This is a genomic window from Microbacterium sp. STRO-1N (genome assembly GCF_057748015.1).
The window spans coordinates 201,059-214,298 of sequence record NZ_CM173234.1; the positions used below are offsets into that span (position 1 = coordinate 201,059).

The 13,240-nt window shown below is 68.9% G+C and carries 14 protein-coding genes; 12 read left to right on the forward strand and 2 right to left on the reverse strand.

Going from position 1 to position 13,240, the window contains the following annotated elements:
* Positions 1-38 precede the first annotated feature (38 nt).
* Positions 39-605 (forward strand): hypothetical protein, encoded by a 567-nt coding sequence (locus tag AC3ANJ_RS01040; RefSeq protein WP_488317819.1) that lies wholly within the window; start codon positions 39-41, stop codon positions 603-605.
* A gap of 61 nt (positions 606-666) precedes the next feature.
* Here AC3ANJ_RS01040 and AC3ANJ_RS01045 read toward each other — a convergent pair whose 3' ends face one another.
* Positions 667-2,019 (reverse strand): HNH endonuclease, encoded by a 1,353-nt coding sequence (locus AC3ANJ_RS01045; protein WP_488317820.1) that lies wholly within the window; start codon positions 2,017-2,019, stop codon positions 667-669.
* Between the two features lie 162 nt (positions 2,020-2,181).
* On the opposite strand from AC3ANJ_RS01045, the gene AC3ANJ_RS01050 reads away from it, so the two are divergent.
* The 10 genes from AC3ANJ_RS01050 (at position 2,182) to AC3ANJ_RS01095 (ending at position 11,620) form a co-directional block, all read left to right on the forward strand.
* Positions 2,182-3,147 (forward strand): endonuclease/exonuclease/phosphatase family protein, encoded by a 966-nt coding sequence (locus tag AC3ANJ_RS01050; protein ID WP_488317821.1) that lies wholly within the window; start codon positions 2,182-2,184, stop codon positions 3,145-3,147.
* Positions 3,148-3,173: 26 nt separating this feature from the next.
* Positions 3,174-4,097 carry a cyclase family protein gene (locus AC3ANJ_RS01055; RefSeq protein WP_488317822.1) on the forward strand — a complete coding sequence of 308 codons (924 nt, stop codon included), beginning with the start codon at positions 3,174-3,176 and terminating at the stop codon, positions 4,095-4,097.
* A gap of 34 nt (positions 4,098-4,131) precedes the next feature.
* Complete coding sequence (locus AC3ANJ_RS01060; RefSeq protein WP_488317823.1) at positions 4,132-5,532, forward strand: MFS transporter; 1,401 nt, start codon at positions 4,132-4,134, stop codon at positions 5,530-5,532.
* Entirely contained in the window at positions 5,529-6,542 is a 1,014-nt protein-coding gene (locus AC3ANJ_RS01065; protein WP_488317824.1) for an alcohol dehydrogenase catalytic domain-containing protein, read from the forward strand. Before AC3ANJ_RS01060 ends, AC3ANJ_RS01065 begins: the two co-directional genes overlap by 4 nt.
* Positions 6,543-6,635: 93 nt before the next feature.
* Positions 6,636-8,057: a dihydrolipoyl dehydrogenase family protein gene (locus tag AC3ANJ_RS01070; protein ID WP_488317825.1), complete on the forward strand. Its 1,422-nt coding sequence runs from the start codon at positions 6,636-6,638 to the stop codon at positions 8,055-8,057.
* Positions 8,058-8,115: 58 nt separating this feature from the next.
* Positions 8,116-8,418 (forward strand): DUF427 domain-containing protein, encoded by a 303-nt coding sequence (locus AC3ANJ_RS01075; protein ID WP_488317826.1) that lies wholly within the window; start codon positions 8,116-8,118, stop codon positions 8,416-8,418.
* A gap of 31 nt (positions 8,419-8,449) precedes the next feature.
* Complete coding sequence (locus AC3ANJ_RS01080) at positions 8,450-9,271, forward strand: ABC transporter ATP-binding protein (RefSeq protein ID WP_488317827.1); 822 nt, start codon at positions 8,450-8,452, stop codon at positions 9,269-9,271.
* Positions 9,268-9,951, forward strand: a complete 684-nt coding sequence (locus tag AC3ANJ_RS01085) for an ABC transporter permease (protein WP_488317828.1) — start codon at positions 9,268-9,270, stop codon at positions 9,949-9,951. The genes AC3ANJ_RS01080 and AC3ANJ_RS01085 overlap by 4 nt, the downstream gene beginning before the upstream one ends.
* Entirely contained in the window at positions 9,948-10,670 is a 723-nt protein-coding gene (locus AC3ANJ_RS01090) for an ABC transporter permease (protein WP_488317829.1), read from the forward strand. Before AC3ANJ_RS01085 ends, AC3ANJ_RS01090 begins: the two co-directional genes overlap by 4 nt.
* A 29-nt stretch (positions 10,671-10,699) precedes the next feature.
* Positions 10,700-11,620, forward strand: a complete 921-nt coding sequence (locus tag AC3ANJ_RS01095; RefSeq protein WP_488317830.1) for an ABC transporter substrate-binding protein — start codon at positions 10,700-10,702, stop codon at positions 11,618-11,620.
* 73 nt (positions 11,621-11,693) lie between these two features.
* On the opposite strand, the gene AC3ANJ_RS01100 is transcribed toward AC3ANJ_RS01095, so the two are convergent.
* Positions 11,694-12,902, reverse strand: a complete 1,209-nt coding sequence (locus AC3ANJ_RS01100; protein ID WP_488317831.1) for an AI-2E family transporter — start codon at positions 12,900-12,902, stop codon at positions 11,694-11,696.
* A 35-nt stretch (positions 12,903-12,937) separates the two neighbouring features.
* On the opposite strand from AC3ANJ_RS01100, the gene AC3ANJ_RS01105 reads away from it, so the two are divergent.
* A complete protein-coding gene (locus AC3ANJ_RS01105; RefSeq protein WP_488317832.1) occupies positions 12,938-13,234 on the forward strand; it encodes a chorismate mutase in 297 nt (98 codons plus the stop codon).
* The last annotated feature ends 6 nt before the right edge of the window (positions 13,235-13,240 follow it).

The window sequence follows — 13,240 nt, forward strand, 5'->3', positions numbered from 1 at the left end:
TTGAGGGTTTGGCGCGCTCAGTTCCGGAATATGCCTCCGTGGACGTCGCATTCGAAGCCTGTATGGGCGCCCCCACGTCGTCTGGCCGAATCGAGGTCATGATGTTCGCGACGCGCTTCGGTTCGGTCATTCTCGGCTACATCGCGGCTCGCGGAGCATTGCGAGTGATGCAGCAGGCGCTGACGGATGCGCGCCTTCCCACAGGAACGTTTCTCGATGACGTGACGGGGGAGCTGATCGATCTGGAGGAGTGGCGGGCGGAAAGCGAGTCATACAGAAGTGAGGAGGTCGGCCTCACGCATGACGCGCTCACTTTGAACGGCGCAACGGCGGTGCTTGCGGCATCCGCTGCGCTCGAGCTTCTGGTGACTGAATTGGCTACGCTTCCAGGGCGACCGTCATTCCGTGCAAAGGTCGCAAGCCTGACCTCGGCTTCTGAGGCCACCGGCCTTGTCACTGAGGTAGTTCGTCGGCGCAACCATCTCGCCCACTCCCTCGATGGCTCCTATTGGGGCGACCGGATCGAGCTCTCGGACCAGGACGTCGCGACATGCCTCGCTGACATCGGTGGCATCGCTGACCGAATAGACGACGAACTCGTCTGAGCGCGGCAGCAACCAACGCGATCGATGAGCGTGTGAATCTCTCGTCTGGGCGTCGTCGGTGTCAGGCGGCGAGGTTGTAGCGGTGGGTGCCGCCGAGGCGTGGGGTGCGGGTGGGGTCGACTGAGGGTGGTGGGATGAACCAGACTTTCGCGCTGACGCCGGTGCCTTCGATTCTGATTTCCCATCCGTTGTCGTGGACGCGGTGGTGGCAGGTGTCGCAGAGCAGGACCCCGCGGTTGAGGTCGGTGCGTCCTTGGTCGCGTTGCCACCAGTCGATGTGGTGGGCGCGGGTCATCGAGGGTGGGAGGGTGCAGCCGGCGCATCCGCCGTCTCGGAGTACCAGGGCGAGGCGTTGCGCCCGGGTGAAGAACCGTTTCTCCCTGCCCCAGTCGAGGATCTCACTGTCCGTCCCGAGGACGTAGGGGATGACGCTCCCGGATGCGGCCATCCGCCGGGCGGTCCCGATGCTGATGGGCTGGTCGATGCCGTCGATGGTCGCGTGTCCGGTCCCGGTGGTGAGGTCGTCGAGTCCGACCCGGACGATCACGGTCGCCCCGGCCAGGGCGGGGGCGTTGGTGTCGCAGCCGAGCGCGTGGGCGGCGAGGTCGGCGAGAGCATCCGCCTGCAGCTGTCCGACCGTGCGCCGGTCGGTGTCGGGGGCGTCGGGGTCGAGGGCGTTCGCGCGGGCGTTGAGGACCGCGGTGACATGCCCTTCGATCGCGGTCTTGATCGGGGCGCCGGTGGCGACATCGACGTCGGCGTCGATGTGGAACCGTCCGTCGCGTTCGAACATGACCAGCCGGTTCTGCGCCCGTGCGGCCTCCTCCCGCGGCAACACGCCGTCCGGGTCCAGGTGTGCTTCGGCGTGGGTGAGGAGTTTGCGGACCTCGTCCAACGACAACCCGGCTGCTTTCTCGGCGAGCAGGGTCTCCGCTTCGGTCACCCGTTCCGCGGAGATCTTCACCCGCACCCGGTCCAGCAGCCCGATGATCAACCCGGCCACCGGGGCGCCGATCCGCCCACAGGCCAGGGCGGCCTGCACGGCCGGGTACTTCGCCGGCAACCTGGCCCCCAGCAGATCACTGCGCGGCGTGATCGCCTCCCCCACCCTCACCAACCGCGAAGCCTCCCCCGACGAGCGTCCGGTCACGGTCGCGACGAACTGTCCCGCGGTGCGGAACCCCTGCTCCTTCGCCAGCGACTCGGCACCGAGTTCCGGTCGGGACTCATACGCGATCCGCGCCGCGACCTCGGCCTCCAACCCGTCCACCAACCGGTGCAGGGTTCCGAGGGCCGCGTTCGCCGCGACCAGGCCCGCCCGATCCAGATCCGTCGCATCCCCCGCATCCGCCCACACCCCATCGAGGCGGGTAACCGCCTCGTGCAGAGCATCCAGATGCGTCGCCGTCGACATGCCTCGAGACTACCGCGACAGCATCCAAAAGGGAAGAGACGTTCGAAAGAAATATTCGAAACTGACGGTGTGAACCCACCATGATCGCGGCGGATCGCCAGGAAGCTCGGCTACCGTTCCAGAGAGGCGGTGCGCCGCGCCGCCATCCCGAGCGAGAACCCGATGACCCACACCCTCCTGCCTTCCGGCGCCCCGGCGCCGCGCCAGCCGGAAGCTCGTACACGCACGGCATCCGTACGCCGCGCCCGCGCGCTCGTGGCCGTGAGCGCACTGCTGGCCGTGTGGGTCGGGCTCGGATGGATGCCCGGTCAGATGGGCGCGCTCGTGGCGGCATCGCTGCCCTGGGTGTGCATTCCGCTCGGGGCGGTGCTGTTCACCGCCCTGATCTTCGCGCGGAGGGCGCTCGTGATTCCGCTGGCCGTCGTCGCACTCTGGCTTGTCGCGATGGCGCCCGCGCTGCCCGCACCCGCGACGTCCCCATCCGCCGCGGATACCTCTTTCACAGTGGCGAGTCAGAACGTCCGCGCCGAGTCGGATGCCGTGGGTGACTCGGCCACCGACCTCACCGCCACCGGTGCCGACGTCATCGCGCTCGTCGAGATGGCTGCCGCCAGTCGCGGTGCGGCCGCAGCAGTGCTCGATCCGACCCACCCGCACTCGTACCATGTGGGCACCGTCTCGCTCTGGAGCGTCTATCCGATCGTCGAGGCCGAGCCGTTGGATCTCGGTCTCGGATGGAAACGCGCGCTGCGCGCCACCATGCAGGCGCCGGGCGGCGATGTGCGCATCTACGTCGTGCACGCGGCATCCCTGCGTCCGGGCGAGCAATCGGCACGCGACACCATGCTGGCCGCGCTCTCCGACGAGATGCGCGCCGACGACGCCGAGCGGATGATCGTCCTGGGCGACTTCAATGCGGCGAGCACCGACCCCGCGCTGGCTTCATTGCGGGACACTGCCGATCAGGTGCGACCGACCGACCCGAGCCTCGGGATGACCTGGCCCGCGGCATTCCCTCTCGTGCGGATCGACCATGTCTTCCAGCGCGGAATGAGCGTCACCTCATCGACGACGCTCCCTGCCGGAGCGAGCGACCATCTGGCGACGCTGACCACCGTGGAGTTCTGATCCGACCCCGCTGCTAGCGTGGCGACGTGAACGACTATCGCGCGGTGTTCGACGCCCGGATCTCCTTCGTCAACGGCGGCGGCCTGACTGCGGAGGCGTTCCGTCTCGACCTCCCCGGTCCCGGTATCGCCGAGGCCGAAATCGCGCGCCTGCTCGTCCAGCACCTCGGACTCGCACTCGTCGGCGAGGTCCGGTTGAGCGACCTGCAGATCGTCGAGGAGCAGCATCGCGGCAGCCGCGGCATCCCCTCCACGACGAGCGAGAGCGCGCCCACCGGCTTCCGTCTCGTCGACCTCAGCCACACGATCCGGGAAGGGCTCGTGACCCTGCCGGGCATCCCCGCGCCCGAGATCACTCCGCTCGTCACACGGAAGGATGCTGAGGGCAGATACGCCCCAGGGACGACGTTCGTGATGGACACGATCTCGCTGCCGGGCAATACGGGCACGTACCTCGACACCGCGTTCCACCGCTACGAGGGCGGTGCCGATCTCGCCGACCTCGCGCTGGAGACCCTGGTCGATCTGCCGGCCGAGGTGTTCCACCTCGACGACGCGCGGACTCGCGGCATCCCGGCGTCCGTCTTCTACGATCGCGACGTCCGCGGCAAGGCGGTGCTGCTGCACACCGGCCGGGATCAGTACTTCGGAACCGACGAGTACGCGCCCGAATCCCCGTTCCTGACCGAGGATGGCGTGACGTACCTGGTGGACCAGGGCGTGACGCTCGTCGGCATCGACGCGGTGAACATCGACGACATGTCGGCGGATGCCGCGGGCGAGCGTCCTGCGCACTCGGTGTTCCTGGCATCCGGCATCCATGTGGTCGAGCACATGACGAATCTCGGGGAGCTGCCGCCGAGCGGTGCGGTCATCACCGTGGTGCCGCCGAAGGTCGAGAACTTCGGGACATTCCCGGTGCGAGCCTTCGCGAAAGTGCCCGCGGCTTGACCTCAAGTTATGTTGAGGTCTTAGCGTCCTCATCATGACATCGAGAACAGACGCGACGCCGACGGCCACCGCCTCGCCGGGCATCCTGAGCGGCACCTACCTGTGGATCACGATCGGCGCGTGCGCGCTCGTCTTCCTCGGAGCCTTCGAATCCCTGGCGGTCACGACCGTGATGCCCGCCGTCAGCGCCGATCTCGACGGGGAGCGCCTGTACGCGCTCGCGTTCGCCGGACCGCTGGCGACCGGCGTCATCGGCATGGTGATCGCCGGCAACTGGTCGGATCGCCGAGGGCCGGTGGCACCGCTGTACACTGCCGTGACCGTCTTCGTCGTCGGCCTGCTCATCGCCGGTCTCGCGCCGACCATGGAGATCCTCGTCGCCGGGCGCTTCGCGCAGGGACTCGGCAGCGGAGCGCTGATGGTGGCGCTCTACGTCGTCGTCGCACGGGTGTACCCGCAGGCGCTCCACCCTGCGATCTTCGCCGGATTCGCGGCGGCCTGGGTCATCCCGTCTCTCATCGGACCGACCATCGCCGGCCTCGTGGCCGAGCTCTGGGGCTGGCCGTGGGTCTTCCTCGGAGTCGTCGTGCTCGTCCTGATCGCCCTGCTGATGGTGGTCCCGGCGCTGCGCGGGCTGACCAGCGGTGGCGACCCCACCACGCCGTGGGCGATCGGACGTCTCGGCTGGTCGGTGCTCGCCGCTCTTGCCGTGCTGGGCCTGAACCTGCTCGGCGACATCCCCGGAGCCGGACCGGCGCTCGCGGTGGCCGCCGCGGTCGTCGCCCTGATCGCGGTGCGCCCGCTCGTCCCCCGTGGCACTCTGCGAGCACGCCGTGGTCTGCCGTCCGTGATCCTGGTCCGCGGGATCGCCGCTGCGGCGTTCTTCGGGGCGCAGGTCTACCTGCCGTACCTCCTGACCGACCGGTACGCCCTCACGCCGACGCTCGCGGGGCTCGCCCTCACCGGTGGCGCGCTGGCCTGGTCTGCCGCAGCCACGGTGCAGGGACGCTGGGGCGCACGCCTGTCGAGTGTGACGGCGATCCGTGCCGGTACGGTCTTCGTGCTCATCGGCATCGCACTCGTGCTGGCGACTGCAGCCCTGGAGCTCACCCCCGTCATGATCGCCGTCGCCTGGGTCGTCGCAGGACTCGGGATGGGCCTGATGAGCCCGAGGACCAGCGCACTGACACTGGCGATGTCGACACCGAAGACGCAGGGCTTCAACAGCTCTGCGATGACGGTCGCCGACTCGTTCGGAAGCGCCCTCGCGCTCGCGATCACGGGAACTCTGTTCACGTCCGTCGCCGCCGTCGTCGACCCGTTCACCGCGGTCTTCGCTCTCGCAGGCGGGCTCGCGGTCGCAGCCGCCGTGCTGGCTCCCCGGGTCAGACCGGCGACCGGTGAGATCCCGGCATCCGAGGAGGTGACGGCATGAGCGCAGGGCAGGGAGCGATGCGCGCGATCGTTCAGCGCGAGCTCGGCGCTCCTGACGTGCTCGTCCTCGAGAACGTCCCGCGGCCGGAGCCGGGCGACGGAGAGGTTCGGGTGCGCGTCGCGTCCGCCGGCGTGCACGCTGTCGATACCGACCTGCGTCGCGGCGAGGGCCCGGCCTCGATGCCCGAGACCCTGCTGCCCATGACGCCTGGTCGAGAGATCGCCGGAACGGTCGACGCGGTCGGGCCGGATGTCGACGCGACCCTGGTCGGAACGAGAGTCGTCGCGCACGTCGGTTTCCGAAGCGGCGGCTACGCCGAGTACGCGCTGGTCACAGCCGCAGCGCTGCATGCCGTCCCGGACGGCGTCACGTTCTCGCAGGCCGTCGCCTCCATCGGCACCGGTCGGACGGCGCAGTTGGTGCTGGATGCCGCGGGGATGGTGGCCTCCGACATCGTCGTCATCCCCGGTGCATCGGGAGGCCTCGGCAGCCAGCTCGTCCAGTTGGCGCTCTCGATCGGGGCGACCACGGTCGCGCTCTACGGCGGTGAGAGCAAGCGCACCGTCGTAGAGCAGCTCGCTCGTGCCGACGGGGCGCATTCCGGGCGCTTGATCGCGCTGGACGCGACGGACGCGTCGTGGCCGACGCGCATGGCCGCAGCCCTCGATGGCGATGCTCCATCGATCCTGCTCGACGGCGTCGGCGGCATGACAGCGCGTGCGGTGGTCGAGAATCTCGCGCGCGGAGCGCGCGTCGTGATCTTCGGGTGGTCGAGCGGCGCGGTCGTGCGCCTCGACACCGATGACATCGTGGCCCGCTCACTGACCGTGACGGTACCGCTGGGTCGGCCGATCGCGGATCTTCGCGCGCTCGAGTCGCGGGCCCTCGCCGCGACCGCCGAAGGGCGCACGTCGCCTCCGGTGGACGAGTATCCCCTTGCCGACGCTTCGGCCGCGCATGCGGCGATCGAACAGCGGCGGCAGCGGGGAAAGGTCGTGCTGGTGCCGTAGCCCTGATGCACCGATCCTTACGGTTCGAGGACTTCCGGAACAAACCCCGTGACTCGGCGTTGCACTTCGACAAGACTGGGGAAGGTGCAGCACATGACAGACGAGTACGACCTCATCGTGATCGGGGCGGGTCCCGTCGGCGAGAACGTGGCGGACCGAGCGGTGCAGGGCGGGCTCACCGCCGTCATCGTCGAGAGCGAACTCGTCGGCGGTGAATGCTCGTACTGGGCGTGCATGCCGTCGAAGGCGCTGCTGCGCTCCGGTCAGGCGTTGCGCGCCGCTCAGCGCGTCGCCGGCGCGGCCGAGGCCGTCACGGGGACGTTGGATGCCGCGGCAGTTCTCGCCCGCCGCAACTCCTTCACGAGCGACTGGTCCGATGCCGGGCAGGTCGCCTGGCTCGACAAGACCGGCATCGACCTCGCACGCGGCCACGGCCGGCTCTCGGGCGAGCGCGAGGTCACCGTGACCGGCTCCGACGGTGCGACGCGGGTGCTGCGCGCTCGGCACGCCGTGGCCATCAGCACCGGCACGGATGCGGTGATCCCCGGCATCCCCGGCCTCGCGGAGGCGAAGCCGTGGACGAGCCGCGAGGCGACCAGCGCGCAGGAGGTGCCGGTCTCGCTCGCCGTCATCGGCGGCGGCGTCGTGGCGGTCGAGATGGCGACTGCCTACGCATCGCTCGGGTCTCGGGTGACCGTGATCGCGCGCGGCGAGATCCTCGGCTCCCTCGAGCCGTTCGCCGGGGAGCAGGTCGCAGCAGGCCTCCGCGGGCTGGGCGTCGACGTGCGCACGAACACGGCGACGAGCCGCGTCGACCGCGACGAGGACGGCGTCACGATCACGCTCGGCGACGGATCGACGGTCGTGGCGGACGAGGTCCTCGTCGCCACAGGGCGCCGGCCCCGCAGCGGTGACATCGGCCTCGAGAGCGTCGGTCTCGAAGCCGGCCGCTACATCGACGTCGACGACACGCTGCGCGTCCCTGGGAACGACTGGCTGTACGCGGTCGGCGACGTGAATGGACGCGTGCTGCTCACGCACCAGGGCAAGTACCAGGCCAGAGCGGCCGGCGACGTCATCGCCGCCCGTGCACAGGGCGAGGACATCCGGGACGACGCCTGGGGGCGTCATGTCGCGACCGCCGACCACCGTGCGGTGCCGCAGGTGGTCTTCTCCGACCCGGAGGTCGCCGCCGTCGGTCTGACCGCCGCGGCCGCACGCGACGCCGGCTTCGAGACCGAGGTCGTCGACTACGACCTCGGCTGGGTCGCGGGCGCGAGCCTGTACCAGGACGACTACCGCGGGCAGGCTCGCATGGTGGTGGATGCCGAGCGCGACGTGATCCTCGGAGTCACGTTCACCGGTCCCGACGTCGCCGAACTGCTCCACGCGGCGACGATCGCGATCGCCGGCGAGGTCCCGATCTCACGGCTGTGGCACGCGGTCCCGGCCTATCCGACCGTCAGCGAGATCTGGCTCCGCCTGCTCGAGGAGTACGGCCGCCGGTCGGCGTGACCTGCCGGATGTCGGCGGTTTCCCCTACGCTCAGAACCTGATCCGAAGGAGGGCAGAAATGAAAGCTGTACTCGCAGGAACCACGATCGCCGAGGCCGATGAAGGCGACCTGATCCGCATCGAAGGCAACTGGTACTTCCCGCCGGCATCCATCGCCCCCGACGTCCTCGTCGAGAGCCCGACGCCGTACACCTGCCCGTGGAAGGGCGAGTGCCAGTACTACTCGGTGCGCGCCGGCGGCGACGTCCACGCGGACCGCGCCTGGGCGTACCCGCACCCGTACCCGTCGGCGTTCGATCGGGTGGGGCGGGATTTCTCCGGTTACGTCGCTTTCGCACCTGACGTCGAGGTCGTACCCTAGCCACTCCCCGAACGACCGGAGACATCACCGCATGATCGAGTTCCGTTCCGTGTCCAAGCGCTTCCCCGACGGCACACTCGCCGTCGAGGATTTCAGTCTCGTCCTCCCCTCCCGCAAGACGACGGTGTTCGTCGGATCATCGGGATGCGGCAAGACGACGCTGCTGCGCATGATCAACCGGATGGTCGAGCCGACCTCCGGTGATGTCGAGATCGACGGGGACAGTGTTCTCGACGGCGACCCGGTGGCACTGCGGCGTCGCATCGGCTACGTCATGCAGAACTCCGGCCTGATGCCGCACTTCACCGTCGTCGACAACGTCGCCACCGTCCTGCGGCTGACCGGCGTCGCGAAGAAGCCTGCTCGTGAGCGGGCGCTCGCGCTGCTCGACACCGTCGGGCTCGATCGCGCGCTGGCCGATCGGTACCCGAGCCAGCTCTCCGGCGGGCAGCAGCAGCGCGTCGGTGTCGCGCGCGGACTCGCGGCCGACCCCAACATTCTGCTCATGGACGAGCCGTTCGGCGCGGTCGACCCCATCGTGCGCGCCGACCTCCAGCAGGAGCTGATCCGCCTGCAGGTGGAACTCGACAAGACCGTCGTGTTCGTCACGCACGACATCGACGAGGCGTTCCTGCTCGGCGACCAGGTGGTGATCCTCGACAAGGGTGCGCGGATCGTGCAGGTCGGAACGCCCAGCGAGATCATCGAGGACCCGGCCGACGACTTCGTGGCCGCCTTCATCGGCGCCGAGCGGGGGCGCCGTGCGCTGCGCCTCAAGAAGACGCCCCACGGCACGGTCGTCGTCGACTCGGAGGGGCGGACCCAGGGCGCGCTCGTCGAGGACGGCATATGACCTGGGTCCTCGACAACCTCGATCTCATCCTCGCGCTGAGCGTCGAGCATCTGCGGCAGAGCATCATCCCGATCGTGCTCGGTCTCGTGCTGTCGCTGCCGCTGGGGTGGGTCGCGTGGCGATACCGGCTCGTCCGCGGGCCGATCATCGTGCTCACCGGCCTGCTGTACACGATCCCTTCGCTGGCGCTGCTGATCCTGTTGCCTGCTTCCCTCGGCTACTCGGCGACCAGCCCGCCCAACCTCATCATCGCTCTGACGATCTACGCGGTCGCGATCCTGGTGCGCTCGGTCGCCGACGGCCTCGACTCGGTCGATCCGGCCGTCCGCCAATCGGCCACCGCGGTGGGCTTCGGCGGCGCGCGCCGGTTCTGGACGGTCGACATCCCGCTCGCCGGCCCCGTCATCCTGGCGGGGCTCCGCGTCACCGCCGTCAGCACGATCTCGCTCGCCACGGTCGGGATCCTGATCGGCGTCGAGAACCTCGGGTACCTGTTCACCAACGGGCTGCAGCGCCGTATCATCGCCGAGGTATTCGCCGGCATCCTGGCCGTGGTGCTGATCGCGCTCGTCATCGATCTGCTCCTGGTGCTGCTCGGCCGGATGATGATGCCCTGGACGCGTGCGACCGCAGCGACCACGACGCGTCGCGTCATCATGCCGATGAGGTCCGCCGCATGAACCTGTTCACGGATGCGCTGGCCTGGCTGTTCTCCCCGGAGCGGCTGGAGGGGCCGTACGCCCTGCCGATCCTGCTCGGCCAGCACCTGTATTACACGATCGTCTCCGTGCTCATCGCGGCAGCGATCGCCGTCCCCGCCGGCTGGATCATCGGCCACACGGGTCGCGGACGTGAGATCGCCGTCGCGATCTCGGGCGCCGCGCGCGCGATCCCGTCGTTCGGTCTGATGATCCTGCTCGTCCTGCTGCTCGGGGTGCTGCGCGTTCCGGAGGCGGCGATCATCACGTTCGTGATCCTCGCGATCCCGTCGCTGCTCGCCGGCGCCTACACCGGTCTCGAGGCGATCGACCGGCGCACGATCGACGCGGCGCGGGCTGTCGGGATGACCGGTTGGCAGGTGTTCTGGAGGGTCGAGTTGCCGCTCGGGCTGCCCTTGCTCGTCGGCGGCATCCGTGCCGCACTGCTGCAGGTCATCGCCACGGTCACGATCGCCGCGTACGTCAACCTCGGCGGACTCGGCTGGCCCATCATCCAGGGCATCCCGCTGCAGCGATTCGATCAGGTGCTCGGCGGCGCGATCCTGGTCGCCCTCCTCGCTCTCATCGCCGACCTGCTGATGGCGCTCGCACAGCACGCCGCGGTGCCCACCGGCATCCGTGTCCAGCAGTTCCGTCGGGTCGGCGGCCGGGCGCGCGCCACGGCATCCGCCACCGCCTGAATCCAGACCACCAAGAGAGGAACAACACCATGTTCACCGCACGAAAGTCTCGCATCGCGCTCGTCGGCGCCGCGGCGCTCGCCGCGTCGCTCGTCCTGGCCGGATGCTCGAACAGCAACCCGCTCGAAGAAGAACCGGCCGGCGAAGGTTCCGGCGATGGCGGCGACACGATCGTCGTCGGCTCGCAGGCGTACTACTCGAACGAGATCGTCGCCGAGATCTACGCCCAGGCGCTCGAAGCCGAGGGCTTCACGGTCGAGAAGAAGTTCAACATCGGTCAGCGCGACGCGTACATCCCCGAGATCGAGTCCGGCGCCGTCGACCTCTTCCCGGAGTACACCGGCAACCTGCTCGAGTTCTACGACCCGGAGGCGACCGCGACGAGCCCAGAGGACGTGTACACCGCTCTGCAGGAGGCGCTCCCCGAGGAGCTCACCGCTCTGGACTACGCCGAGGCCAGCGACCAGGACACCTACACCGTCACGAAGGAGTTCGCCGAGGCGAACGGCCTCGCCACCATCGCGGACCTCGCGAAGGTCACCACGCCCGTGACGCTCGGCGGTGCTCCCGAGCTGGAGCAGCGGCCGTACGGACCGGCGGGCGCCAAGGAGGTCTACGGCGTCGACCTGCAGTTCTCGGCAACCGGCGAGACGACGCTCGAATCGCTGCTGGCCGGTGAGATCCAGGTGGCCGACATCTACACGGCCGCTCCGGCGTTCCAGACCGAGGAGATCGTCGCACTGGAGGACCCGGAGAACCTGATCCTCGCGTCGAACGTGGTCCCGATCGCATCGTCGGACGTCGCCGACGAGATCGCCGACGTCATCAACGCCGTCAGTGCCGAGCTCGGTGCGGACGACCTCGTCGCCCTCGGTGTGCAGAGCACCGAGGATCAGATGTCGCCCGACGACATCGCGACGCAGTGGCTCGAGGATGCCGGTCTGATCTGACCCGATCCTGAATCGATGATGCCCCGGGAGCCAGATGGCTCCCGGGGCATCATCGCGTTCGCGAGGGTACGCGTCAGACGCGCGAATCCTGGCGCGGCACCCACACCTTCTTGATGATGATGAGGATGGATGCCGTGACCGGAACGGCGACCAGGGCACCGAGCAGACCCAGCAGCGTGCCGCCCACCATCGCCCCGATGACGACGAGCGAACCGGGCACCGAGACCGCCCTGCTCATCACGCGCGGCGTGAGGAAGTACGCCTCGAACTGCATGTAGACGAGGTAGATCGCGGCGAAGATGAGCGCGAGCAGCGGGTCGCTGAACAGCGCGATCACCGAGCCGACCATCCAGAACAGCACGGATCCGACGAGTGGGATCAGCGTGATCATGAAGGCGGTCACCGCCAGCAGGAGCGGGAACGGCAGGCCGAGGATCGAGTACAGCAGCAGCACGACGAGCGAGTTGATGAACGCCAGCGTCACCATGCCCATCACGTAACCGCCGACGGAGTCCGTGATCTGATCGGTGATGATCTCGGTGTTCGCACGGTCGCGCGCCGGCACCATGCGCAGCATGGCCTGCTTCATGCCGGGCAGCGTCGCCACGAAGTAGATGATCAGCACGAGCACGATGATCGCGCCCGAGATGCCGCTCGCGATCGAAGCTCCGACCTGCAGGGCGCCGCCGCCGATCGCGGCGATGTTGCCCGGGTCGGTGAGGAAGCCCTGGACCTGGGCGACCAGGTCCTCGAAGTTGTCGCCGAACTGCGCCTCGAGCGTCGCGTAGACATCGCTCGACTGGAAGTCGCGGATCATGCCGGGGACGTCAGCGATGAAACTCGCGATCTGCTGGACGACCACCGGTACGACCGCCCAGATCACCAGGCCCAGCAGCACGAGCAGCGAGACCAGCACGGTGACGAGCGCCCACGCCCGCGGCATCCGATGCCGTTCGAGGAACCGGACCGCAGGATCCAGGCCGAGCGCGGCGAACAGGGCGAGCGCGATGTAGATCAGCACGGTCGACAGGTTCGTCATGGCGAGACCGAGCGCGATGGCCGCGAGCCCACCGAGCGTCACGAGAAAGCCGAAGGCGAACGGCTTGTCGATGCGCGTCCAGAAGGAACGCGTCGACGGTGTCGGCTCCACGTACGGCCGAGTGGTGAGCTCCGGCTCTGGATCCGGCTCCGGCGCTGGTCGGTCGGCGCGACGGCGCTTGTGCGGCTTCTCGGCGACGGGACTGACGTCCTCGGTCTCGTCCGCGGGATTCTCGGTGGTCATCCGTTCACTCTAGGGGAGGGCGATATCGTGGGGACATGACCGACGACGCCGCCCGGAACGAACTGCTGCGACTGCGCGCCAGCATCGACAACATCGATGCCGCCCTCATCTTCATGCTCGCCGAGCGTTTCCGTGCAACGCAGCAGGTCGGGCTGCTGAAGGCGCAGCACGCCATGCCCGCATCCGACCCGTCCCGCGAGGAGCAGCAGGTCGCCCGGTTGCGTGCGCTCGCCGAAGAGGCGCACCTCGCCCCCGAGTTCGCCGAGAAGTGGTTCAACTTCGTCGTCGCCGAGGTCATCCGCCACCACACCGAGGCGGCCGAAGGCCGCTGACGCCGC

Bases quoted from the DNA above. Each gene is read 5' to 3' on its own strand.
- AC3ANJ_RS01090 (WP_488317829.1), top strand. From the start codon at position 9,948: ATGAACCTGTTCACGGATGCGCTGGCCTGGCTGTTCTCCCCGGAGCGG.
- AC3ANJ_RS01085 (WP_488317828.1), top strand. From the start codon at position 9,268: ATGACCTGGGTCCTCGACAACCTCGATCTCATCCTCGCGCTGAGCGTC.
- AC3ANJ_RS01070 (WP_488317825.1), top strand. From the start codon at position 6,636: ATGACAGACGAGTACGACCTCATCGTGATCGGGGCGGGTCCCGTCGGC.
- AC3ANJ_RS01075 (WP_488317826.1), top strand. From the start codon at position 8,116: ATGAAAGCTGTACTCGCAGGAACCACGATCGCCGAGGCCGATGAAGGC.
- AC3ANJ_RS01065 (WP_488317824.1), top strand. From the start codon at position 5,529: ATGAGCGCAGGGCAGGGAGCGATGCGCGCGATCGTTCAGCGCGAGCTC.
- AC3ANJ_RS01060 (WP_488317823.1), top strand. From the start codon at position 4,132: ATGACATCGAGAACAGACGCGACGCCGACGGCCACCGCCTCGCCGGGC.
- AC3ANJ_RS01100 (WP_488317831.1), bottom strand. From the start codon at position 12,902: ATGACCACCGAGAATCCCGCGGACGAGACCGAGGACGTCAGTCCCGTC.
- AC3ANJ_RS01050 (WP_488317821.1), top strand. From the start codon at position 2,182: ATGACCCACACCCTCCTGCCTTCCGGCGCCCCGGCGCCGCGCCAGCCG.
- AC3ANJ_RS01105 (WP_488317832.1), top strand. From the start codon at position 12,938: ATGACCGACGACGCCGCCCGGAACGAACTGCTGCGACTGCGCGCCAGC.
- AC3ANJ_RS01080 (WP_488317827.1), top strand. From the start codon at position 8,450: ATGATCGAGTTCCGTTCCGTGTCCAAGCGCTTCCCCGACGGCACACTC.
- AC3ANJ_RS01095 (WP_488317830.1), top strand. From the start codon at position 10,700: ATGTTCACCGCACGAAAGTCTCGCATCGCGCTCGTCGGCGCCGCGGCG.
- AC3ANJ_RS01045 (WP_488317820.1), bottom strand. From the start codon at position 2,019: ATGTCGACGGCGACGCATCTGGATGCTCTGCACGAGGCGGTTACCCGC.